Source organism: Cohnella hongkongensis, from assembly GCF_042654645.1.
Classification (GTDB): domain Bacteria; phylum Bacillota; class Bacilli; order Paenibacillales; family Paenibacillaceae; genus Cohnella; species Cohnella hongkongensis.
This window is the reverse complement of the sequence record NZ_JBHSEP010000001.1, coordinates 503,487-526,096: the sequence shown is the minus strand read 5'-3', so window position 1 is coordinate 526,096 and position 22,610 is coordinate 503,487. Positions and strand designations below refer to the sequence as shown.

General features: G+C 58.5%; 25 protein-coding genes. 12 read left to right on the top strand and 13 right to left on the bottom strand.

The window, feature by feature from the left end; all coding sequences use genetic code 11:
* Positions 1 to 232: 232 nt before the first annotated feature.
* Both ACFO3S_RS02410 and ACFO3S_RS02405 read right to left on the bottom strand, forming a co-directional pair.
* Positions 233 to 1,027, bottom strand: coding sequence for an NAD kinase (locus ACFO3S_RS02410; RefSeq protein WP_378091837.1), 795 nt, complete (start codon positions 1,025 to 1,027; stop codon positions 233 to 235).
* A gap of 100 nt (positions 1,028 to 1,127) precedes the next feature.
* The gene (locus ACFO3S_RS02405; protein WP_378091835.1) at positions 1,128 to 2,423 is read right to left on the bottom strand and encodes a nucleoside recognition domain-containing protein; all 1,296 of its coding nucleotides are present in this window, start codon (positions 2,421 to 2,423) and stop codon (positions 1,128 to 1,130) included.
* A 546-nt stretch (positions 2,424 to 2,969) separates the two neighbouring features.
* Here ACFO3S_RS02405 and ACFO3S_RS02400 point away from each other — a divergent pair.
* Positions 2,970 to 3,365 carry a globin domain-containing protein gene (locus ACFO3S_RS02400; RefSeq protein WP_378091833.1) on the top strand — a complete coding sequence of 132 codons (396 nt, stop codon included), beginning with the start codon at positions 2,970 to 2,972 and terminating at the stop codon, positions 3,363 to 3,365.
* A 10-nt stretch (positions 3,366 to 3,375) separates the two neighbouring features.
* A complete protein-coding gene (locus ACFO3S_RS02395) occupies positions 3,376 to 4,077 on the top strand; it encodes a DUF2225 domain-containing protein (RefSeq protein ID WP_378091831.1) in 702 nt (233 codons plus the stop codon).
* Between the two features lie 11 nt (positions 4,078 to 4,088).
* Here ACFO3S_RS02395 and ACFO3S_RS02390 read toward each other — a convergent pair whose 3' ends face one another.
* A complete protein-coding gene (locus ACFO3S_RS02390; RefSeq protein WP_378091829.1) occupies positions 4,089 to 4,322 on the bottom strand; it encodes a hypothetical protein in 234 nt (77 codons plus the stop codon).
* Between the two features lie 85 nt (positions 4,323 to 4,407).
* On the opposite strand from ACFO3S_RS02390, the gene ACFO3S_RS02385 reads away from it, so the two are divergent.
* Positions 4,408 to 6,189, top strand: coding sequence for a M3 family oligoendopeptidase (locus tag ACFO3S_RS02385; RefSeq protein ID WP_378091827.1), 1,782 nt, complete (start codon positions 4,408 to 4,410; stop codon positions 6,187 to 6,189).
* A gap of 249 nt (positions 6,190 to 6,438) precedes the next feature.
* Entirely contained in the window at positions 6,439 to 6,837 is a 399-nt protein-coding gene (locus ACFO3S_RS02380) for an O-methyltransferase (RefSeq protein WP_378091825.1), read from the top strand.
* A 168-nt stretch (positions 6,838 to 7,005) separates the two neighbouring features.
* Here the strand turns inward: ACFO3S_RS02380 and ACFO3S_RS02375 are convergent, their stop codons facing one another.
* Positions 7,006 to 8,052, bottom strand: a complete 1,047-nt coding sequence (locus ACFO3S_RS02375; RefSeq protein ID WP_378091823.1) for a TIGR03943 family putative permease subunit — start codon at positions 8,050 to 8,052, stop codon at positions 7,006 to 7,008.
* Positions 8,053 to 8,066: 14 nt separating this feature from the next.
* Positions 8,067 to 9,251, bottom strand: a complete 1,185-nt coding sequence (locus ACFO3S_RS02370) for a permease (RefSeq protein ID WP_378091821.1) — start codon at positions 9,249 to 9,251, stop codon at positions 8,067 to 8,069.
* A 469-nt stretch (positions 9,252 to 9,720) separates the two neighbouring features.
* On the opposite strand from ACFO3S_RS02370, the gene trpS reads away from it, so the two are divergent.
* A complete protein-coding gene (gene trpS / locus ACFO3S_RS02365; protein ID WP_378091819.1) occupies positions 9,721 to 10,719 on the top strand; it encodes a tryptophan--tRNA ligase in 999 nt (332 codons plus the stop codon).
* Here trpS and ACFO3S_RS02360 read toward each other — a convergent pair.
* Complete coding sequence (locus ACFO3S_RS02360) at positions 10,716 to 10,889, bottom strand: DUF5325 family protein (protein WP_378091818.1); 174 nt, start codon at positions 10,887 to 10,889, stop codon at positions 10,716 to 10,718. The genes trpS and ACFO3S_RS02360 overlap by 4 nt on opposite strands.
* 89 nt (positions 10,890 to 10,978) lie before the next feature.
* Between ACFO3S_RS02360 and ACFO3S_RS02355 the strand changes: the two genes are divergently transcribed.
* Positions 10,979 to 11,185, top strand: a complete 207-nt coding sequence (locus tag ACFO3S_RS02355) for a small, acid-soluble spore protein, alpha/beta type (RefSeq protein WP_378091816.1) — start codon at positions 10,979 to 10,981, stop codon at positions 11,183 to 11,185.
* A 134-nt stretch (positions 11,186 to 11,319) separates the two neighbouring features.
* Here the strand turns inward: ACFO3S_RS02355 and ACFO3S_RS02350 are convergent, their stop codons facing one another.
* Positions 11,320 to 12,303, bottom strand: coding sequence for a metal-dependent hydrolase (locus tag ACFO3S_RS02350; RefSeq protein ID WP_378091814.1), 984 nt, complete (start codon positions 12,301 to 12,303; stop codon positions 11,320 to 11,322).
* Positions 12,304 to 12,375: 72 nt separating this feature from the next.
* Here ACFO3S_RS02350 and ACFO3S_RS02345 point away from each other — a divergent pair, with 72 nt between their 5' ends.
* Entirely contained in the window at positions 12,376 to 12,669 is a 294-nt protein-coding gene (locus tag ACFO3S_RS02345; RefSeq protein ID WP_378091812.1) for a hypothetical protein, read from the top strand.
* On the opposite strand, the gene gerQ is transcribed toward ACFO3S_RS02345, so the two are convergent.
* Together gerQ and ACFO3S_RS02335 are read right to left on the bottom strand one after the other, a co-directional pair.
* Positions 12,639 to 13,094 carry a spore coat protein GerQ gene (gerQ, locus tag ACFO3S_RS02340; RefSeq protein WP_378091810.1) on the bottom strand — a complete coding sequence of 152 codons (456 nt, stop codon included), beginning with the start codon at positions 13,092 to 13,094 and terminating at the stop codon, positions 12,639 to 12,641. The genes ACFO3S_RS02345 and gerQ overlap by 31 nt on opposite strands.
* Positions 13,095 to 13,115: 21 nt before the next feature.
* The gene (locus ACFO3S_RS02335) at positions 13,116 to 13,538 is read right to left on the bottom strand and encodes a cell wall hydrolase (RefSeq protein ID WP_378091808.1); all 423 of its coding nucleotides are present in this window, start codon (positions 13,536 to 13,538) and stop codon (positions 13,116 to 13,118) included.
* A 278-nt stretch (positions 13,539 to 13,816) separates the two neighbouring features.
* Here ACFO3S_RS02335 and cyoE point away from each other — a divergent pair, with 278 nt between their 5' ends.
* Both cyoE and ACFO3S_RS02325 read left to right on the top strand, forming a co-directional pair.
* Positions 13,817 to 14,674: a heme o synthase gene (gene cyoE / locus ACFO3S_RS02330; protein WP_378091806.1), complete on the top strand. Its 858-nt coding sequence runs from the start codon at positions 13,817 to 13,819 to the stop codon at positions 14,672 to 14,674.
* Between the two features lie 2 nt (positions 14,675 to 14,676).
* Positions 14,677 to 15,399, top strand: coding sequence for an SCO family protein (locus tag ACFO3S_RS02325; RefSeq protein ID WP_378091804.1), 723 nt, complete (start codon positions 14,677 to 14,679; stop codon positions 15,397 to 15,399).
* 94 nt (positions 15,400 to 15,493) lie between these two features.
* Here ACFO3S_RS02325 and ACFO3S_RS02320 read toward each other — a convergent pair whose 3' ends face one another.
* The 3 genes from ACFO3S_RS02320 to ACFO3S_RS02310 all read right to left on the bottom strand — a co-directional run bounded on the left by ACFO3S_RS02320 (position 15,494) and on the right by ACFO3S_RS02310 (position 17,430).
* Positions 15,494 to 15,847, bottom strand: coding sequence for a toprim domain-containing protein (locus ACFO3S_RS02320; protein ID WP_378091802.1), 354 nt, complete (start codon positions 15,845 to 15,847; stop codon positions 15,494 to 15,496).
* A gap of 143 nt (positions 15,848 to 15,990) precedes the next feature.
* A complete protein-coding gene (locus ACFO3S_RS02315; protein WP_378091800.1) occupies positions 15,991 to 16,080 on the bottom strand; it encodes a sporulation protein YjcZ in 90 nt (29 codons plus the stop codon).
* 132 nt (positions 16,081 to 16,212) lie between these two features.
* Positions 16,213 to 17,430: an MFS transporter gene (locus ACFO3S_RS02310; RefSeq protein WP_378091798.1), complete on the bottom strand. Its 1,218-nt coding sequence runs from the start codon at positions 17,428 to 17,430 to the stop codon at positions 16,213 to 16,215.
* A 182-nt stretch (positions 17,431 to 17,612) separates the two neighbouring features.
* On the opposite strand from ACFO3S_RS02310, the gene ACFO3S_RS02305 reads away from it, so the two are divergent.
* Genes ACFO3S_RS02305 through ACFO3S_RS02295 form a run of 3 tightly spaced genes read left to right on the top strand, consistent with a single transcriptional unit; the run spans position 17,613 to position 21,322 of the window.
* Complete coding sequence (locus tag ACFO3S_RS02305; protein ID WP_378091796.1) at positions 17,613 to 18,047, top strand: hypothetical protein; 435 nt, start codon at positions 17,613 to 17,615, stop codon at positions 18,045 to 18,047.
* 6 nt (positions 18,048 to 18,053) lie between these two features.
* Entirely contained in the window at positions 18,054 to 19,202 is a 1,149-nt protein-coding gene (locus ACFO3S_RS02300) for a transglutaminase domain-containing protein (RefSeq protein ID WP_378091794.1), read from the top strand.
* A complete protein-coding gene (locus ACFO3S_RS02295) occupies positions 19,199 to 21,322 on the top strand; it encodes a peptidoglycan D,D-transpeptidase FtsI family protein (RefSeq protein ID WP_378091792.1) in 2,124 nt (707 codons plus the stop codon). Before ACFO3S_RS02300 ends, ACFO3S_RS02295 begins: the two co-directional genes overlap by 4 nt.
* Positions 21,323 to 21,783: 461 nt before the next feature.
* Here ACFO3S_RS02295 and ACFO3S_RS02290 read toward each other — a convergent pair whose 3' ends face one another.
* On the bottom strand, positions 21,784 to 22,212 hold the full coding sequence (locus ACFO3S_RS02290; RefSeq protein WP_378091790.1) for a hypothetical protein: 429 nt from the start codon (positions 22,210 to 22,212) through the stop codon (positions 21,784 to 21,786).
* Positions 22,213 to 22,610 lie beyond the last annotated feature (398 nt).

Sequence of the window (22,610 nt, the reverse complement as noted above, 5' to 3'; positions counted from 1 at the left end):
CTGCTTATCCCTGTTTTTATGAGTGATTCAGAAAGTATAAAATTCGTTATCCTTATCTGAATCACCTCCGACATAAACGTTATCCCGCCGATCCTAAGGACGGCGTAAGCCGTTTATGCTTGTCTGCTTCAGAAGGGAGCGTCCGTTGGCGGGGAAAATGGGGCGCTAACGATGCGGTAGGCCGTAAGCGGGCCTGACGGCGGAGAAAATGGCGCGCTTACGGCTGGCTGGCTTATACCGATCCGATGAACGCCTCGCGGACGCGATTCCAGAACGTGAAGGGCCGGTATCTGGAGAAGGTGACCTTCTTCTCGGCGACTCTGCACATAATCGAACGGACTCCGGATTTGGCCATGAGCAGATGGTCGACGCCGATGATCAGCTCTTCCTCGAGATCGGGAGGAACGATGTCGCAGTGGTGGTGCTTGGGCAGGATGACCGAGGAACCGAGCGTCCGGTACACGCGGTTGTTGATCGAAGCGATCTCGGCGATCTGCAGCGCCTCCAGCGACGGGTGAATGACCGCGCCTCCGAGACTTTTGTTATAGCCGGTGCTGCCTGTCGGGGTCGAGATGACGATGCCGTCGCCGCGAAACATCTCGAACGGCTCGTCATTAATATGGATTGCCGATACGAGCGTGCCGTCGGCGCTTTTTAACGTGAATTCGTTCAGCACGAGGTGAGCCTCTGTCCCTTCTGTCGTATCGATCTCGACATGCAGCAGAGGATAATGGATATTGCGGGGCTCGGTAGTCGCCATCAGGTCGAGCAGCTCGGTGAGCTCGTTTTTTTGCCAATCGGCATAAAAGCCCAGATGCCCCGTATGAATCCCGATGAAAGCGACGCTCTCCAGCTGATCTTTGTAACGGTGGAACGCTTGGAGCATCGTGCCGTCGCCGCCGATCGAGACGACGCTCTCCGGCGCTTCCTCGTCGTAGACGAAGCCTCTGGCTTTCGCCTGGGCTTTGAATTGTTCCTTTAGTTCCCGGGATAACGGGTCGCCCCGGTCCAGCAATGCGTATTTCAAACGTCTGCCGCTCCTTCCGAAATAAACCCTGTTACTCGATGCCTTCTTCGAGATTCGAAAGGGATCGTTGTCTTGATCATAACCAATAACTTGGCCGAATTCAATCTTTCGGGCGCGGAGAAACGAAACGGGACCAGCCATACCGAAGGCCGATCGCGATCGAGCCCGCTGCGACGATCATGACGATGGCCAAGACGAGCAGAATCGGGAGCCAGACGACAGCGGCCGCCCACCCGAACGGGACACCGGCGGTATCCGGAACGCCGTTCGTCCAAGCGAGTATGGCGGAAGTCGCCGCCGCTTCGCCCCGATAAAGAAGAGGCCAGAACGCATAGACGAGAAGCATCGCCAGCAGTCCGTGCAGGAACCGCATTCGCGCGAACGGAAGGTACCTCCACCCGGTCCCGCTCATGAGGCCGGCCACCTGCGCGTGGACGGAGAAGCCCGCCCAGGAAAGCACGAAGGCGGCGACGGCGACGCGGTCGACGAGGGGGATGGCCGGGTCCGCGGCGGCGGCCTTGTTGCCGAGGGTCACCTCGAAGGCGCCGTGCATGTACGCCTCCGACAGATGCGGCGACAGGCCGAACCAAGGCAGAAGCTGGGCGGCCAGCTGCCGCAGAGGCGTCAGCATGCCTCCGTTGACCAGCAGATCGAGCGCCGCGGAGAAAAAGACGACCAGCCCGCCGACGATCATCATCAGCGAGAGAGACGATTGCAGCGCCTGCTGCAGCAGAACGCCCAAAGGACGTCCGTCCTCGATTCTCGCCCGATGCATGGCGGAGAACGCCGCGCGCCATCGGCCAGGAGGGGCCGCTTCCTTCCGCGCGGAGATTTCGACAGCGTCGCGGCGCCGGCCGAAGCGGGAGGCGACCCCGAGCAGAAGAGCGCCGCTGTAATGAGCGGCCGCCAGAACGGGAGCGGTCTGCAGATGGCCGAAGAAGCCGATGCAGACGGCGCCGATCAAGAAAATGGGGTCCGACGTCGTCGTCATCGCGACGAGCCGCTCCCCCTGGTCCCTCGTCACCAGCTTCTGCTCCATCAGGCGCGACGTCAGCCGCGCGCCAACCGGATAGCCCGATACGAAGCCCATCGAGACGATAAACCCGCCTACTCCCGGCAAGCGAAACAGCGGGCGCATAAAAGGGTCCAGAAGCGTGCCCATAAAATGAACGATTCCAAAGCCGAGCAGCAGCTCGGACAGGACAAAAAAAGGGAACAGGGCGGGGAACAGCACCTCCCACCACACCGCCACGCCTCTTAGCGAGGCGTTCAGCGCGCTTGCGCCGTCTCCCAGCGCCAGGCCGCCGATCAGCAGCGCGGCTCCGCCGATGACCAGCGCGCTCGCCAGCGCGAAGCGGGAGCTCGCACGTTCCGGACTTGCGCCCGATGGAACCACGGTCATTCCTCCATTCGTTGACGTGCCTTGTCCCAATATATGATCGAGGCCGGACAATCTTGCCGATCGTCTTTCCCGTCACGTCTTTCCCCGATTCCGTCCGCCCTGGCTTATAGACGCGGAGCCCGGAGCAGAACCGGTTATTTCCTGCTGAAATCGCTTACTTAAAGGATTCAAAAAAGCGCGAACCTATGATACAATCGAACTAGAATCCGTTAAGGAAATCCTACCCGCGCACCACAAATTCATCGAGGCTGGAGTGATGAGTATGGCGGCCGTCGTCGCAGGTTTGATTGTATGCGCTTTCGTTTATGTCATTCGGGAATCTTTAGCTCCAGCGGAAGAGGAAGGATAAGAGCTTCGAGCAGCGATCGGCGGCATGCCGATTTCTATCGCCCCCTGCGGGCGATTTTTATTTTTTGTGCGAGGAGAAACGGAGCGGTATGCTATAATGAAGAGGAGTTGCGGAAGTCGAAAAAGGACTTTCCGCCCATTACATCCATCGCGAGCAGGCAGATGCCCGCGATGCCGCTCAGGAGGCGCAACTTGTCCAGCTACGCGACGATTTACGAGGCCATTGGAGGAGCAGACGCTATCCGCGAGATCGTGACACGGTTCTATCCGAAGGTTCAGGCGCATCCGCTGCTCGCTCCTCTGTTTCCGGAAGATATTCAGCCCGTCATGGAGAAGCAGTTTTTGTTTTTGACGCAGTTCTTGGGCGGTCCGCCGCTGTATTCCGACCAATACGGACATCCGATGATGAGAGCCCGTCATCTGCCGTTTCCGATTACGCCCGAACGCGCAGCGGCCTGGCTGGCCTGCATGGCCGAAGCGTTGTCCGAAACTTCGATTCCCGAACCGCTGCAGAAGCTGACGATCGAACGATTGTCCGGACCGGCGAACCATTTTATCAATACGGAATCCGATTCCGATCATCAATAGGGGGCTCACTATGGAACCGTTATTCCAGATCAAAGTAACCTGCATCTGCTGCGAGCAACTGTTTCAGACGTCCAGAGTTCGGCCAAGCCTCAAAAAAGCGGTCAAGACGGACACCGATTTCTGCTCGTACTTCAAAACGGTAAATCCGGACTTCTACGTCGTGCGCGTATGTCCCTACTGCGGCTTCGCCTCGACGGAAAACTTCTCGGAGAGGATCAGCGAGAAGCAGAAGGCGGCTTTTTACGATAAAATCGGGGGCCAGTGGAAGCATCGCGACTACGGGGGAGAGAGAAGCACCGACGACGCGATGGAGTGCTACAAGCTCAGCCTGCTGACGGCGCAGGTGATCGGAGAGAAGGATCGCGTCATTGCGGCTCTGCTGCACCATATCGCCTGGCTGTACCGGTACGAAGGGAAGAAGGAGCAGGAGACCCGTTTTCTTCAATTCGCCCTGGAAGCCTATATTCGCGTGTACGAGACGGAAAGCGGCTCGGTCAGCAGCGCCCGCCTTATGTACTTGATCGGCGAGCTGAACAGACGAACCGGCCAATACAACGAAGCCGTCCGATGGTTCGGAAGAGTCATCCAGGATAAAAAGATTGTCGACGCTGCGATGATTCGCGCTTCCCGCGAGCAGTGGCAGGCGATTCGCGAGGAAATGACCGGGAAAGGGCTGGAGCTTCCGGAGGAAATGGTGGAGAACGGGGCGTAAAGCGCCGGCGATCAGCGGATCGCCCGGTTGGCGAGCAGGTAGTCCCGGTCCGCGTCGATGAAGCGCAGCGAGCTTTGGCAGCAGGGGAACACGATCGTTCTTTTGCGGGCGCCGCCGTACATCGCCTGCACGTCCTCGGGGGTGAGCGGAAGCCGAACGTTGGCGCTTTTGCAGAATGGGCATTCCAGAGCGACGACGTCCTGCATGAGCACGTCATAGGGCAAACTGTTTCTTAAAGGAATCAAGACGGCTGATCTCTCCTTGCTTGTACGTTGACTTAAAGATAACGCAAGCGATTGGCCGAAAGCAACAGGATAGGAGATGTGAATCATGGCACAACCGATATGGAACCTGGAGTCGCTCTTCGCGGGCGGCTCCTCTTCGCTTGAGTTTGCGGCTTTCGTCGCCGAGGCGGAGGCCGGCTGCGACGCGCTGCTGAACGAGCTGCGGGAAAGCGGAGATTCGGCGCCGAATGCGGAGCGGCTGTCCGCCTGGACCGCGAAGCTTCAGGACGCGCTCGCCCGGCTGAAGGAAGCCGATTCCTTCGTCGCCTGCCTGACGGCGCAAAACGTCGGCGACAAACGCGCGGTAGGCTGGACGGAGCGGATTCAGACGCTGTCTTCCCGCTACAGGCAGGCATCCGACCTGTTCGACGCGAAGCTGGCTCTCGCGGCGGATTCGGATTGGCGCTCGTGGACGGCCGATCGGCCCGATCTGGCTGCGGTCGCGTTCTCACTGAACGAGAAGCGCGGCTTCGCCAAGGAAAAGCTGCCGCCCGCGTTGGAGGCGGTAGCCAGCGAGCTGGCGGTGGACGGCTATCACGGCTGGGGCGAGCATTATAACACGATCGTCGGGCGAATCTCCATTCCGTGGGAGGAGGGGGGCGAGACGATCCCCCTCTCTGCGGGCCAGGCGGCCAACAAGCTGGACGATCCGTCGCAGGCCGTCCGCGACGTCATGGCCGCCAAGTGGGAGAAGGCCTGGGGAGCGCAGGCGGATCTGGGAGCGGACGCGCTCAATCGGATTGCCGGCTTCCGTCTGAAGCTGTACCGGCTTCGCGGCTGGGGCGATCCGCTGAAGGAGCCGCTGGCGATCAATCGCATGACTCGCCGGACGCTGGACGCGATGTGGACGGCCGTCGAAGGCAGCATCTCTCCGCTTCAGCGGTATTTGGCTCTCAAGGCGCGCTTGCTGGGCAAGATGAGGCTGGGCTGGCACGATGTCGGCGCGCCGGTCGCTTCCGCATCTTCCCGAATCGGTTACGAGGAAGCGGCCGGACTGATTACGGAGGCTTTCTCGCGGTTCTCGCCGGAGATGGCGGAGCTGGCCCGGACCGCCTTCACCGACCGCTGGATCGAGGCGGAGGATCGACCCGGGAAGAGACCGGGCGGCTTCTGCACGAGTTTTCCGATCGGACGCCAGAGCCGAATTTTCATGACGTACTCGGGCACCCCCGGCAACGTATCGACGCTGGCCCACGAGTTGGGCCACGCCTACCATGCCCGGCTCGTTCAGCAGCTGCCTCCGCTGGCTCAGGAGTATGCGATGAACGTCGCGGAAACCGCTTCGACGTTCGCGGAGGAGATTGTCAGCGACGCGCTGCTGCGGAGAGCCGGGAGCGACGGGGAGAAGCTCGCCTTGCTGGACGAACGGCTGCAGCGGGCCGTCGCCTTCTGCATGAACATTCGGGCCCGGTTTCTGTTCGAGACCCGCTTCTATGCGCGCAGAGCTTCGGGTATGCTCGAAGCCGCGGAATTGAGCGAGCTAATGGAGGGAGCGCAGAAAGAAGCGTTCGGCGGCGCTCTTGGAAGCTGGCATCCGCATTTCTGGGCGTCCAAGCTGCATTTTTATTTGACGGACGTGCCGTTTTACAACTTTCCGTATACGTTCGGATATTTGTTCAGCACGGGCCTTGCGGCCGCTGCGGAGCGGGAAGGTCCCTCGTTCGGAAGGCGCTACGACGATCTGCTGCGGGACACCGCCGCAATGACCGTTGAAGAGCTGGCCCTGCGTCATCTGAATGTCCGCTTGGACGAGCCGCACTTCTGGGAAAGCGCGGTCGCCCGAGCGGTCGCCGACGTCGACGCCTTCGCCGCGCTGTGCCAAAGCTAGAGGTCCCCGGCACAATTCGCTCCGCGAGCGGAGCCGGCTCCGGATCGGCGATCGGCGACTCCTAATTCCATTCAGGCGTAAAGGTCCTCGTGCGAGGAGGTTTACGCCTTTTTTAACCAAAAGACTCTGATTTTTGACAAAATCATTGAAATATTCAAAAAATTCAATTATACTGAGTCCGAAGTCTCATATGGAATACATTGGGTTTGCCGGAAGTATTAGAGAAACTGAGTCCGAAGGAGGAGAATAATGACTTCCAATCACATTTCTTTGGCCCGTCAGATCGACTTGGCTTTGGAGAAGCTGGGAGGAGAGCTGAAGGGAATGACCGCCGGTACGATCGTGCTGCAGATTCGGGAGGACTCGGTCGGCCGGTTCGGCATTCGCCACCTGCCCGTCGATTGCGGCGATCAAGCCCCCGCCGCCCCGGGCTTGACGGCAGACCAGGTGCTGGAATTGCGGCATCTGGCAGTTGAAGCGCTCAAGCGCAAGAACGGGTGGACGCACGGGGAGATTTCGTACGATTTCTTGCTGAAGCAGGGGCGGGTGCTGGTCAGCGTTCAATTCGAATCCAATTATAATATGGCGAATCTGATGTTCCGCTATTCTCCGAAAAATCGGGATCGAAGAGAAGCGTCCAACGGATAATGAACAGATCTTATACATACCCAGCGTTGAGGGGCTGACCGAGCAAACGGCATGTTGCCGACTTGCCGGGCAGCCCCTCGTCGTGTCCATACTCGCGGCGGCGAACCGCCGCTTTGGTCACCCGAACCGTTCAGCGAAATCGTTCGGCGGACAGGGTCCTGCCGTACGTCACTCGAACGCCTCGATTCCGAAGTCGAAGTCCGGAGAAACGTATGGGTCGTCCGGGGCCGGGATTTTGACGGTTTCGGCGACGTCGATCTGAATGATCTCGATGCCGTTGTACATCGTCGTGCCCAGTGTGCCGGTGACGGAGATCCATTCGTCGGTCGCCAGCTTATCCGCTTCGTCGAAGGCGGCCATCAAGCCGTACGGAGAAGCGTCCGCCGAACAGCACGTGACGGCGAACCGGCTGACGCCGAACTGCTGGGGGCCCATATCGTCCTCGCGGTAGACGAAGCCGCTGACTTCCACCGTTTTGCCGAGAAAAGCGTCGCGATACAGATCGATCGTAGTTAACGTTTCGATAAACTGCTTGGGAGAGACGTGAATGACGTCCTGTCGGTACAGCTTTTTGCCGAAGGCGGCGTAGCTCTCGGTGAACGTGTCGGAAGGGAACAGCTCGTCGAGATTGCCGGACGGCGCTGTTCGTTCCCGCTCGGCGACGGAGCCCGCTTCGTCGGCCGGTTCCGGCGGCGGCGAAGCCTTCCCGGCGTCAACGGCGCTTGTCGGCTCGGGCGCGGGAGCGTCGGCGGAAGGGTCCGGGGACTGCACGGACGCCGAAGGCAGACTGGCCGATAGGGACGTCTTCGTCTGGCTTCCGACGGCCGTCTGATGCGGCGCGAACTGGACGCCTTTGGCGGACGCCATGCTGCTGCCGAGCAGACCGTCCGGCACGGCGTAGCCGATGACGAGCGGAATCGCAAACCAGCCGTAAAACAGCAGGCTCTTGCCCCATGTCGCGGGCATCTCGTGCAGGCAATCGCAGTTCGGACCGTCGTGCTCCTTGTCGAAGAAGGCGCGCATCGCCGAATAGAGCTGCTGGGCTGCGACTGCGTAAAGCCCCAGCGCGGACAGCTTGACGATCAGCTGCATCCGTTCGGCGATATACAGATTCAGGTTGCCCGAACGGACGAGATGAACGATCAGGAACGCGAACCCGGCGAGCACGATCGCCCGCGCGGCGTAATGGAAGGCGAGAACGGCGGATTTGGACAATGGAAACAGCTCCTTTAGACGAGGCCCAGCCGATCGAAGGCGATCGATCCGATGAGAACGAGCGCGGCGATCAGCAGGCTGAATTTCAGTACGAATTTTTTACGGAAAACGGCCAGCATCATCAGCGTATTTTTCAAGTCGAGCATCGGTCCGAGCACGAGGAAGGACAGAAGCGCCGCCGGCGGGAACAGATTGTTGAACGAAGCGGCGACGAACGCGTCCGAAGTCGAGCACAGCGAGAGCACGTAAGCGAACGCCATCATGAACAGATGGGACAGCAGCTCGTGATCGGCCACTGCGGCGAATGACGAGCGCGTGATGAACGTCTGCATCAGCCCGGTTATCAGCGAACCGAGGATCAAATACTTGCCCATCTCGAAAAACTCTTCAGCGATATGGGACGGCGTCGAGGCCAGCTTCCGGAAGAACGGCGTCCGACCGCCCTTCGAATGATGGTGGTCATGTCCATGGTCATGTCCATGGTGATGGCCGTGGTGGTGGTCATCATGGTGGTCATGATGGTGGTCATGATGGTGGCCATGGTGTGCATGCTGTCCGTGAAGAGAGTCGTGATCGGAAGCATGCCCGTTCTGGCCGCGTTGGGCTTGGGCGGCGTACCCGTGCGCGATCTCGCCGGCGGACGGCTTGGACCGGTCGGATTTCAACGGGGATTGCTTCAGACGATCGTACAGGATCAAGCCGAGCGCGACGGATACGACAAACGCCAGATAAAAACGAGAATAGGCCAAGCTTTCATTCATGCGGAAAGCCTGAAACGTGGCGCCGAATACGACCGGGTTAATGATCGGACCTGCGACGATGTAGATCAGGCCTATGTAGGCGGGCAAGCCTTTGCGGATAAGACGCCGAACGATCGGAATCATGCCGCATTCGCAGAGCGGCAGCACGATGCCGAGGAGACTGCCGAACAGCACTCCCGGGATCGGATGGCGCGGTGTGATCTTGCGTACGAGCTCGTCCGACACGAACGCCTGAAGAAGCGCCGATACGACGACGCCGATCAGCAGAAACGGCAGCGCTTCGAGAATGATGCTGATGAAAATAATTTTAAAATTTTGCAGCCTGGCGTTGTCCAGCGTCCAATCGCCGAGATCTCGGCCGAAAAAAATGAGCACGAGGAGCACGGCGCATACGACTGAAGCCGCAGCGGTAGCCAGCTTCATCCAACCGTTGGGCACGATTTCACTTCCTCCCGGATAGTAATTATTACGGTTATTATACAACAGGGTTGCGGGTTTGGCACTCGGGATTGTCCGGCGCCGCCTCGATCCGCGTTTCGCAGCCGTTGCACCGGTTGACAACGCGGCCCGGCAGGGTATAATGGGTACAACTCATGTATATTCGGCGATGAAGAGAACAAGTACGCTTGGATGAGGCGCTCACAGAGAGCCGGTGATGGGCTGGAAGCCGGTACGCACGCCTAGCGGAATGGATCTTGGAGCCGGAAGCGTAAAGACGAAGCCGCGCCGGACGAATGCGCCGGTCAGCCTCTGTCCCATGCTTTCCCGACTGTTCCCCGTTACAGGAACCGAAGGCGTCGCGACCGGTTTCGGCCGCAGCGATGCGAATTAGGGTGGCACCACGGCTTTCCTCGTCCCTAACGGAGGAAGGTCTTTTTTTATTTTCCGAAAAAGGAGCGATTCGAAAATGTCCAAGCAACAACGCGTATTATCGGGAATTCAGTCCAGCGGCAAGCTGACGATCGGCAACTACATCGGCGCGATGAAAAACTTCGTCGCCTTGCAGCACGAGCACGAATGCTTTTTTATGATCGCCGATCTTCATGCGGTTACCGTTCCGCAGGAGCCGGCGGCGCTGCGGGAGCAGACCGAATCGGTGGCGGCGCTGTACGTGGCCGCCGGTCTCGATCCGGCCGAGGCGGCGATCTTCATCCAATCCCACATCCCGGCGCATGCCGAGCTCGGCTGGCTGCTGACGACGATGTCTTACATGGGCGAGCTGGAGCGGATGACGCAATTCAAGGACAAATCGGAAGGCAAGGAGGCGGTGGGAGCAGGGCTGTTCGTCTATCCCGCGCTGATGGCCGCCGACATTCTGCTCTATAACCCGACACTCGTTCCCGTTGGCGACGATCAGAAGCAGCATCTGGAGCTGACGAGGGATTTGGCGGGCAGATTCAATTACAGATACGGAGACACTTTCGTCGTGCCGGAGCCGTTCATTCCGAAGCAGGGGGCGCGCATTATGTCGCTGGAGGACGGAACGAAAAAGATGAGCAAGAGCAATCCGAGCGCGGGAAGCTATATTTCCATGCTCGACGCTCCGGACGAAATCCGCAAAAAAATAGCCCGGGCCAAGACGGACATGGGCCGGGAAATCGTGTACGACGTGCAGAACAAGCCGGAGGTCAGCAACCTGATGACGATCTACGCCCAATGCTCCGGCAAGTCGATCGAGGAGGTTCAGACCGCGTACGAAGGATTGGGCTACGGCGCTTTCAAAAAGGATCTGGCGGAAGTGGTCGTCGAGGCGCTCGAGCCGATGCAGCGCGTCTACGCGGACATCCGGTCCTCCGGGGAAATACACCGCATTCTGCGCGACGGCGCGGAACGCGCCAATGCCGCGGCGGAGCGGACGCTGACGGCGGTGAAGGAAGCGATGGGCTTCCTCCCGAAAGCCCGTTAAGCCGATTTTTTTCTCAGCTTCGCCTTGATGACGAACCCGAGTCCCATGACGGCGATCGACACGACGCCGAACAGAAGCGCCAGCCAACCGTTGTAGCTGATCGAGAAAGCCGTGGCCAGCATGAAAATGACGGACAGCACGGCGAACAGCAGTGACAATGTTTTACTCACGATCTCACCTCGAATATTTTTCTTTGTATCTAGCATACTAAGTTGGCAAGCTTGCAAACCAATCATCAAGGCGAAGGGAGATTTCAATCATGGCATCAAGCAACAACCAACTTGTTGTACCGCAAGCCAGAGCGGCACTGCAAAGCATGAAGATGGAAGCTGCTCAATCCCTGGGCGTCCAAATTCCGGCAGACGGATATTACGGCAACGTAACGTCCCGCGAAACGGGTTCCCTTGGCGGCTACATCACCAAGAAGCTTGTCCAAATTGCCGAGCAGCAACTTTCCGGTCGCTAATAACCTGCGGTTCGAACCGAAAGCCCGAGGAAACCCCTCGGGCTTTTCATATTGTGCGCTTCCGGCGCTCAAACGTCAAGAGGCCGTTCCCCTTCGCCTCAATCGGGGACGGCCTTGCGATGCGCGAGGCGCATTCAGTACGTGTTCATTCGCAGCCTCTTCTCCAGCCGATCGTCGCTCAGCCAGCCGACGTACGATTGCAGCGGCGTCAGCTGCAGATCCATCAGAACGACGGCCACGAACGGATACTGCTTCCGGTAGCGGTATCTGACGTCGACCCAGCGCACCTCGTACCCCCATGTACGCGGCGTGACCTGGCCGCACGGGAAGGGAGTTACGCTCAGGAAGGCTTGAACGTCCGCCTCTTGCCTGGAGGCTTCGAGGGCAGGATGCTCGTCGCACTTCAGCACGTCCTGCCATTGGACTTTCCCGTGATTCCATTCCCCGATCCCGTAGGTGCCGTCCGCCGATACCCGGACGAGATTCCAGCGGTACAAGGAGACGGTCGGCAGCAGCGTGTAGCGGTCGCCGGGCCGGCCTTCGGGATCCAGGCCGGCGATTCCGGCCGACAGCCTTCGGCGCACGAGCGTTCGCCAGCCGTAATATATGCCGAGAAGGACGTACAGCGCGGGGAAAATCGCCTGCGGAGCGGCGACGCCCGAAATCCACAGCAGCAGAGCGAGCAGATGGGCGGAAAAAATAAACGGATCGAAAATATGAATGATGCTCCAGGCGACCCATTGCTTGCTGATCGGGCGGTATGCCTGCGTGCCGTAAGAATTAAACAGATCGGTCACGACATGGACGACGACGGCGAGCAGCACCCAGAACGCGATATGCCACCAGGGAAGGGTTCGGAACGCAAGCGCGACGGCGGCGGTAATGAGCGCGGTCCAGCCGGCGATTGCAGGAAAAGAATGAGACAAACCGCGATGGTTTTTGATATAATCGGCATTGCTCTTGAATCTCAGCAGCCCGTCCAGATCGGGCGCGTTAGAGCCGGCTACGGTCCCGATCAGAATGGCGATCGGTCCGTAAGGGTGCGAAGCGATAACGGGATCGGTCATCGCAAGCCCCCCCAAGCCAAGTCCAAAGACGAAATGCGTGCCGGTGTCCATAACGTGACCCCCCTTATGTGCTTCAGTATGGACGATACGGCTATAAAATATGAAGGGAGGCGCAGCGGCGCCTTGATTGTGTTCTGCGAATATGTCGTGCCGGCGGAAAATCGCGATCGTTTTCTCAAGTGGGCGGATGCCCATCCGGAATTATGGAAGGACGCCGAGCTGGCCGAGAATACGGCGCAGCCCGGCGTGTTCGTCGAAATCCGCAGAGCCGGGACGGAAGACGAAGCGATGCGAACGGCAAAGGAACGCCGCGAAGGGCGTTCCTGGAAAGAGATGGAGCAGTGGGTGAAGGGAGGCCCGGACGGCTTGCGGGTATGGACGTTTCGTCAGCGGCCGCTTCCGAAGGGCAGCGTATAGTTCAGCGGCCCGTCGAACGTAATGTAGTCCAGATTCAGCGTGAGCAGCAAAAACCGCTTGCCCGTCGCCGGGTCGCTAATGATAATGTGGTCGCGTCCGGCGGCCTCCAGCACGCCTTTGAAGATTTTGGCGTTCCATTCGGAGTTGTTTTCGTACGTCATGTACAGGGTGGCGACCTTGCCCAGGTTCATGCGAAGAATGTTCTCGACGTAGGATTCCTCTTGCATACCGGGCATGCCGGGCACGGCGACGCCGGACGGCGTGATCGCGGCGCCCGAAGGCACGGGCGGAGGCGTCACCGGTCCCTGAATGACCGTATTGGGGATGGGCATCATCGTTGTCGTCATCCCGGTTCCGGGCGTATTCATCGGCATCGTGCCGGCATGGGGCGCAAAACCGCTCCAGGGCATTTTGTTGTTCAACATTCGCGAATCCTCCTTAAAATGTTAATACACGTTCGGACAATCCTCGCGGGACGGCGCGAAGAAGCAGTGGGCTTTGAACCTTCCGGTATTCGGCTGGTCGTACCAGGTGCCCGGGCAGCCTCCCGACGGCCGGAAAAACCAGAGGGCGTTGCTGGCCGGATGCTGCCGCTCTCCGTTAACGACCCGTTCGGCCAGCCGTACGTCCCTTTCGCGCGCTCTCTGATAAAAATACGATTTCTGCACCGCCTCGAAGCCCCCGGGAGACTGGTACACCATGTTGGGGATCGAGCGGATGTTTCTGAAGTCCATGCAGTCGCCTCGAACTCGGTTCACGCCTACATTGCCGACCATAAGCATGCCCAGCTCGCCTTCGCCCTCGGCTTCGGCCCGCATGAGACGGGCCAGCATTCGAATGTCGTCGCTGCTTGCTTTAATAACGGCCAATCCACACGTCACCCTCTCTGATTCAGGTCGCCCACGCCGACCGCAAAGGCGATGGGCGATTGTCGCAATACAGTGTATTTAGGCGAACCCTATTGTGTGACTGGGCGAATCGGATTTTTCCCGGGCGTCTTCGAGGGCGTTTCCATGTAATGGCGATTTGATGAACTCGCCCGGGCGAACATTGTCAAGGCTTGAAGATTTGCGGTATCATTGAACAGACATCAGGTCCCCAAGGACGGCGTCTGCCGTAACGCTTGGCAGGAATGAGGAGGAGCTTCGTGCTTAAAGATCTTGTGGCTCTCACCAAGCCGCGCATTATCCGCTTGAACTTGATCGCCGCTTTCGGCGGCTATTGGGTCGCATCCAAGTGGGACCCGGATATATGGATTTTGATCTGGATGCTGCTCGGTTCCACGTTAACGATGGCTTCGTCCTGCGTCATCAACAATTATTGGGATCGGGATCTCGATTTGAAAATGGAGCGGACGAGAGACCGGGCTCTTCCGCAGAAGCGGCTCTCTCCGGGCTTCGTGCTCGCGTACGGCATCGCGCTAGGCCTCGCCGGTCTCGCCGTTCTGTTCCTGCTGGTAAATCCTCTAACGGGGTGGCTCGGCTTGCTGGGCATGTTCGTCTACATCGTCATCTACACGATGTGGCTGAAGCGAAGCTCGACCTGGAGCACGTCGGTCGGCGGAATATCGGGGGCGATGCCGCCCGTCATCGGTTATTGCGCCGTGACGGACCGCGTCGACGAAGGAGCCTGGATTCTGTTCGCGCTGCTGTTTCTTTGGCAGCCCGCTCATTTCTGGTCGCTGGCCATTCGCCGCATGGAAGAATACAAAGCGGCCGGCTTTCCGCTGCTGCCGGTCGTCAAGGGCGTCACGCGGACGAAGTGGCAGATGCTTCCGTATATTCTTCTGCTCATTCCTGCGTCCATCCTGATGTACTCCTACGGCTACGTGGGCATTTATTTTTTGGTTCTGTCCGTCGGAATCGCCGCGGTCTGGTTCGTCCATGCGCTGGGCGGACTGCGGGCCAAGGATGACGAGAAGTGGGCCAAGATGGACTTCATGATCTCGATCAATTATTTGATGGTTATGTTTTTTGTGATGATCTTGAATACGACGGGGGGATAAAGGTGGATTTGTCAAAAGAAAAGAAGCAAGGCGAGGAGCAGCAGTCGGCCGCGCCGGCCGAAGAGGTCGTCGTCGAGCCGGTGAAGGCCGACAGGCCGCAGAAGCCCTGGCTTCAGCGCTACGGTTTTTCGCTCGTCGTGCTTGCCCTGTGCATCGTGATGGGGTACTTTATTTTGGAGCAGCAGAACAAGAAGGACGAGCTGCCCGTCCAAGGACCAGGGGTCGAGTTTTCCTATGCCGATATGTACGGCGAGAACGTCTCGCTGAGCGGAACGAACGGCAAAGTCAGACTGCTCTACTTTTTCTTCGCGAATTGCCCGGACGTCTGTCCGCCGACGACGTTCGTCATGTCTGAAGTGCAGGACGAGCTGATGGAGCAGGGACTGTTCGGAACGGAAGTGCAGTTTCTGTCCGTGACGATCGATCCGGAGCGCGATACGCCGGAGATGCTGCAGGATTACGCGAAACGGTTCGAAGCGGACCGGGAAGGCTGGAAATTCCTGCGCGGAGACGAGCAGGAGACGGCGGCGCTGGCTCGGGAATACGGCGTTTTCGTGCAGAAGGACAACGAAGGCAATTTCGGCCATATGAACGTTATCGTGCTGCTCGACAAGCAGGGCCAGATTCGCGACTGGATATCGGCCAACGACTACATCGACCTCGAAGCCGGCGCGGAGAAGCTCAGCCCGAGCGAGCTGACCCGGTTGATCAAGAGCCTGTTATAAGCCGGCCGGAGGGCCGCATCGAACGGATAATGGCGGGACAGGAGAGAGAAGCTCCTGCCCGCCATTTTTCCGTTCCTAGCGGTCGCCGGAGAGCTCAATCCGGCAGCGCGCCGGGCTCCGGGTAGCGGATATAATCCTCCAGCCCGGCCTTCTCAAGCTGCTGGATCAGATATTCCTCGGGGGTGCCTTCGACCCCCTTGTAGCCTTTGCGCGTGTAGAGGTGCTCGGCGTCCGGGAACACGTCGCGAAGAATGCCTCGAATGCGCCGGCCGGAGGCGTCGTGGTCGGTGAACAGGTAGACGTGACGGCTTCCTACCGCCTTGCGGAGCGCTTCGATCCGGTTCGTGCTCAACGTGCCGAACGTGCAATGGATCGGCACCGCCGGATCGAGAACGCGGGAAAGTCGGCTTTTGTCGTTTTTTCCTTCGACGATAATCGCGATATCCAAGGGGCGGGTTCCTCCGTGATGATAGCTATGTCTGTTATTGTACCATGTCCTGCGCGTTTGTTGCGCCGGACCTTGTCCGGCCGACGATCGGCGGTCGGCCGCCGCAGCGGCTTCCGGCCGAAGCGGCGGCTCCCGTCTCTGATTTACGGGGCGCGAAGCACGAGGACGAGAAGAATGAACAGGACGAGCACGATCGTCGTCGTCGCCCCGCTGCCGGCGGCGAATGCGGTCATGGAGATCACCTCGCTCCTTTAGCCCCCGACTCCGCCCGAGAGGTTGCGCGCGGCCGGAGCGGGCATGGGCTGTCATACAGAATATGCGAGCGGGCCGGTTGCGAAGCGGGCGAGTACCCAGGCGAATGCGGATCAATGCACGCCGGGCGGGATGGCCGCGTTCGGATTCCAGTTCGACTTGAACGAGGCCCGGGGGAACAGGAAGGTGAGCGCGATCATCAGCGCGACGAAAGAAAGAAAATAAGGAGAGAAGTGTTCCCGGACGGCCCCGGCTGCGACCGGACCGAGGAACGAGCCGATCGACAGCGAGATCGACAGAATCGAGAACGTTCTGCCGTATCGGGACGGACCGCTCAGCTGAAGCAGAAACGACGTCATCGCCGGGAATATGATGCCCTTGGCCATGCCGATGATGAAGAGCAGCGCGAGCAGGGAGACGGGCCAATTCGAGGCGAGGCCGTAATAGCAGACGGCCAGCAGCATCACCCCGATCACCGTTCGGAAGTAAGGCAAATACCGGTTCAGAAACAGCAGACCGAGCGTGACGAGGGAGCCGAGGCTGATGATGGAGAACAAGATGCCGGTGCTCATGATTGTCGCGGCGTCCGTTCCTCGCAGGGGCAGCTCGAAGGCCAGGATGCCCTGGGCGCAAGCCATGCCGATCGGCAGGATAAATACGGCCCAGGGGAAGCCGGCGGGAGCCGGCTCCCCGGGGGGGACGTCGGCGGCAGGCTTCCCGCCGGGCCCGGATTCGCGCGGGGCCGGCGAAGACTCCGGCTCGTCCCGGACCGGGTGCGGCATGACGGCAGGCTCCTTGATGAACCAGATCGACAGAATGCCGGTCGCCAGAAGCACCCATCCGAGCAAGGCGAAGGAGCGGCTGAAGCCGATGGAGGCGGCAAGAAAAGCGCCTGCCGCCGGAGAGACTACGGAGGCGACCGTATGGACGAGGCCGTTGCCGGCCATCAGCTTGCCCTGCTGGATATGGTTTTTCGCCAGTCTGGCCAGCAGAGACATGCAGGCGGGAGACAGGAAGGCCAGCACGAAGCCGCTAATGGAACGGATATAGAGCAGCTGCCAAGGATCGGTGACCCGAGCCTGGAAGAGCAGCAGAATGCCTGCGCCGATAAGGCTGAAGGAGATGAACAGCCGGCTGCCGCGGCGATCCACCGCGATTCCGGCGATCAGGTTGCCCGGCAGATGAGTCAAGGAGTACATCCCCATCACGAGGCCGATGAACGACGGGGCCGCCCCGAGCGACACGGCGAACGGAGTGAGCATCGGGTATTGGGCGTGCAGATCGAAGAATGCGACGAATAAAAATAAGTAAAGCCATATGGCGGTTTTCATTTCCGCGACCTCCTAGTCGATATGGGGACGAGGCTCCCCTTGTCCGCAACCGCGGCTTATCCTACATTTACGTTCGACCTGCCGCGGATATGCCCGTCGTTTACTGAGGCCGAGCGATTACGGTATAATAGGAATTATGTGAGTTTGAGAGAAGATTCTTTTTGTTCATGGGGGGGCATCGGATGAATCTGGATATGGATGCTTGGCTGACGTTTGTACAGGAAAACTGGATTGTGATCGCGGTGGCGATCGCAGCCATTCTGATCGTCATCAAGGTGGTCAAGACGGTGCTGAAGTGGGTGCTTGTCGCCGCGATCGTTATCGGCATCGTCACCTATGGCGGCTTCACGATCGACGACATCAAGGAAGTCGGAACGAAGGTGACCGAGGAGGCCAAGGATCAGGCGATCAAGGCGATGGCAGGCGAAGCGAGCGAGGCCGACTATACGGTGAACGAGGACGGCACCTATACGATCAAGACGGAGAACCTCGAACTGACCGGAGTGCCGAACTCCGGCGAGGTGAGCGTCAAGTTCAGGGGCATTTCCCTGGGCACCTGGCAGATGGAAGGCGAGGTTCGCGACTTCGTCACGAAGGCGCGGGCTGCGGCGAAGTAACCCGAGATGAAGGGCTGGGGGACGGTTGTCGACGCCAATCTCGTCACCTGGGGGCTGCTCGCGATTGTCGCACTATCCTTATATCAGGGCGTTCGCCGGGGGGCTTCGGGCTCCGCCAGGCGGCTCGTCCAGTTTCTCGGGGAAGCGCTGCTGACGGTGGCCGCCGTCGTTCTGGCGGCGATGGCCGCATCGGAGCTGTCGCCGCGCCTGCAGGAATGGCTGGCCGGGCGGAGCCTGTCCCGCCCCGCACCGGACTCGTCGGCCGCTTCGCAGTTTTTCTATACTGCGCTGACCGGGCTGAGGGATCTGCCCTTGCTCCGGTTCGCCGCTCTGTTTCTGCTCGCGCACACGCTGATCCGGCTGTTGGCGGGCCTGGGCGCCAGAGCGCTCCTGCCCCGCGGGGGCGGCTCCTCGGTCTTCGGCTCCTCGTCGGGGGGCGCGGCCAGCCGGACGGCCGGAGGCGCGATCGGGACGGCGCTCGGGGCCGGAAGGGCGCTGCTAATCACGGCGATGCTGTTCGCCTACTGCGCGCTGTTCCCGCAAGGGCCGATGACCGATTATATCCAGCAGTCCGGGCTATACCGGGAATTGGCGGCGCAGATCATTCGCCCGGCCGCCGGCGGCGTGCTGGAAGATCGGCTTCCCGTGTTCGCCAGGGCGATGTCCGGCGAGTTGGATCAGCTCTGGCAGAAGCGGTACGACGTCATCGACGCCGAGCTGCCCGACGATATCGTGCAGGCGGCGCTTTCCGTCACGGAAAACAAGGACGGAGACAGAGCCAAAGCCCGGGCGCTGTACGACTGGGTCGGCACGAGAATCGCCTACGACGACGACAAGGTGACGGCTTACGAGGAGAGGGGCGAGTGGCGGGAGCAAAATCCCGAGGTAACGTTCGCCACCCGCAAAGGCGTATGCATCGATTACGCCCGACTGTACGCGGCGATGGCGCGCGCGGTCGGCCTGGACGTTCGCGTCGTGACGGGGCTCGGCTACGACGGCCGAGGCGGTTACGGGGCGCATGCCTGGAACGAGGTGTATACGGCTGAGGACGGCAGATGGATTCCGCTGGATTCGACTTGGGCAAAGACGGGCAATTGGTTCGATTCTCCCGGATTTGCCGATACGCATATACGGCAAGGAGGGGTAACCGGGTGAGCAGCAGCATGACGGAAGAGGCGCAGAAGCGGGAAATCCGCAACAGAAGGCATTTCAGCTTTCGTCTGAACGTGTTTTTCTTCCTTACTTTTTTCGTGTTTTCCGTATTGATCGTCAGACTGGCTTACTTGCAGTTCGTCGAAAGCGACAACCTGAAGGCGAAAGAGCATCAGATCGGCTCCAGAAGCGTGCCGGTTCCTCCGATCCGGGGCAATATTTACGACTCGACCGGCAAGGAGATCGCTTACTCGGTATCCACGCAATCGTTGTATTACACGCTGGATATGAAAATGAAAACCGACGAAGCGATGGCGCTGGCCGCAAGGCTCGTCGAGGTGTTCGACCGCCTGGGCGACAAGAGCGCCCCTCCCCTCACGGTTCAGGACGTCTTCGACGACATGGACCTGTCCGGCAAGGTGCATTACGCGCACCAGCCGAGACGGATCAAGGCCGGCTTGACGAAGGAGGAGATCGCTTATTTCTCCGAGCATCGCCAGGAGTTCAAGGGCATCGACATCGTCGAGGAGAGCATTCGCCAGTACAGCGAGGACCGCGTCGCCGTCCAGCTCGTCGGCTATATGAAGAAGCTCAGCGGAGCGAAGGATCTCGACAAGTACAAGGAGATCGACAAGGAGCAGACCGACAAGGCGCTTCGGTACATCGAGACGGAGGAGGTCGGCTTTGACGGACTGGAGCTGATGTACCAGGACGAATTGAGGGGCAGCAACGGCGTCAAGGAGTACCCCGTTAACAATCAGGGAGAGATCGTCGGCCCGATGAAGCTGACGAAGCCGGTCAAAGGCGAAAATCTGTACCTGACGATCAACCGGAACGTCCAGCTGAAGACGCAGCAGGCGATCATGGAGCATATCGAATTCGTCAGAAATGCGAAAGGAAAGCAGTACGAGAGCGCGCATCCGACGACCGGCTACGCTGTCGCCATGGAGGTGGACACCGGCAAGGTGATCGCGATGGCCAGCATGCCCGATTACGATCCGAGCGTGTGGCAGGGCGGCATCAGCCAGAAGGATCTGGACGCGATCCAGTTTTTCCAGTATAACGGAACGATCCGCGAGGTTCAGCCTCCGTATGAGGAGTACGAGCAGCGCAAAAACCACCCGTCCTCGCTCGTGTATCTCGGCTCTACGCAAAAGCCCCTGTCCGTTCTGCTCGGGCTGAACGAGAAGCTGTTTACGCCCACTACGGTTTTTAACGATCCGGGCTATTTCGAATTCGGACGCAAGGGCCACGAAGTTCGCATCTGGAACGCCAGTAACGCGGCCAACGGGAAGATTACGGCATGGCAGGCGATCTCCAAGTCATCCAACGCCTTCATGTCCGCGATGATCGGCAATAAGCTGTTCTTGAATTATAAAGGCGACGAAGGTTTGCAAATATGGGATAATTACTTAAAACAGTTCGGACTGGGCGTCACGACGGGAAGCGGACTTTACGGCGAGTCGGCCGGCGTTCTCGATTATCTCAAAAATGTTAAGGTGGAAGGCCTGCAGTCCGTATTGATCCGGTCTTCCTGGGGCCAGCAGGCGAAATATACGGCGTTGCAGCTCGCGCAATACGCGGCGACGCTCGCCAGCCATGGCAAGCGGATGAAGCCGCAATTCGTGCAGGAAATCCGCGACGTCGACGGCAACGTCACCGTGGGCTTCCAGCCGGAAATGCTCAATTCGATTGACATTCCAGAGCAGTACTGGAAGGAAATCGAAAAGGGGATGTCCCAAGTTTCGGTCAAAGGCTTCGACGGCGTGCCATACACATTCCTGCGGAAAACCGGAACGTCCCAGCAGGACGTCGGCAACCGCCGCAAGGTGGAGAACGCGGTGTTTATCGCCTACGCTCCGGCCGACAAGCCGAAGCTGGCGGTCGCGGTCGTCGTTCCGGACGGCGGTTACGGCGGATGGGGAGCGGCTCCGATCGCCCGCCAAATTTTCGACGCGTACGATGCGGAGATCGGGCTGTACGGCACTCCGCGTCCGCAGCTGTACGGCGTTCAACAGGTCTCGGGCTCTCCCGACGCCAACGCGGGAGAACCGCAGCAGGATGGAGCGAACGCCGTCAATGCGGAAGTGGTTTTGCCGGTCGAGGGTATACGGGAAGAATAATAAGGTAGGGGTCTTCCCGCCAAGTTGCTCCCCATACAGAGACAGGTGATATAAAAACTCCTGCTTCTCTTCTATAGGGGAGCATTTTCATGTCTATAAAAGAACAATCCAATTCTCGAGCTGGATTATGAAGTATAATGATGGTAGTAACCTATGTGTTAGCACGGGGGGACAACTATGACTAGGGGGCGTTCGACTATACTAAGACAGGCTGCAACTTCGCCGAACAGCTAGCGACTGCCATCGCCTCAACGTGTCGATCAAGTCGCACCGGTGGGGACATGGTAGAGCATACAATCAGTTTGCAACTTTAACGCGTTATCGTAATGGAATGTAAAGATATAAAAAGACTGCCGAGATTCGACAGTCTTTTACGTTTTTTCATAGACAATGGTGCCATTGAATCTATAGTTGTTTAGCCATAAGCGTCTGTAAGAGCTTAAACGACAATTAATTCTCAATCAGCTTACTGTGCTCAGTGCTGCATATAAATATCCCTTTTCATCAAAATGTATAGGATCTAACGATGACGTAACCCTATACTTAACACCATCTTCTAAGGTAATACCACCGTATGTAATAGAATGAGAACTACCAGCATTCCCGGTTTCATCCACAAATAGCGTCTTTATGGGTATGTACTCTCCATTCGATAGTTTTTCAAGACTACAGTCCCCCCAAGAGGTTGTGTTACTATCATTGGGCGTAGTGTTTCTGTTTTTTATTTTGCACTCAAAAAGGACATATTGACCTTTTCCGGTAGTTGAAGAGCTTGCTTTGTAAGGCGTTGTTACATTTGCAGTTGCCGAAACATAGGTAGCAGCGTGAGCAGTCAAAGCAAGAGAAAGAGATGCGATGATAGAAGCAATTGTAACCAGTACCTTTTTCATATAAAAATCCTCCTATTCAAAATTAAAATTGGTGAGTATACTAGGATAATACATCATTAGTTGGAAAATGTAAATAATTTTAATTGTACTGGAAAATCATTGGTTATATAGAAATAAGTGACTTCCTGTTCGATACAAATTATCCGAAATGGTTTTCCGAAAAATAATAGACTGACCGGTTGCTGTGAAAACTCAATAAATCATTTTATTTAGAAATGAACCCGGGTTCATTGGGAAGAGCAAGTTCGGAAATTGCTGGTGGCCATTATCCAGAGGCATCATTCGTTAACTTGATGATGGACGATATAGAACACATTCCAATGACTTTTTGTATCAGGCTTGATTGCTTTGATCCGCAAATGACTCGTCGTCTTGCAGAGCGATTGGACCATGCCCAG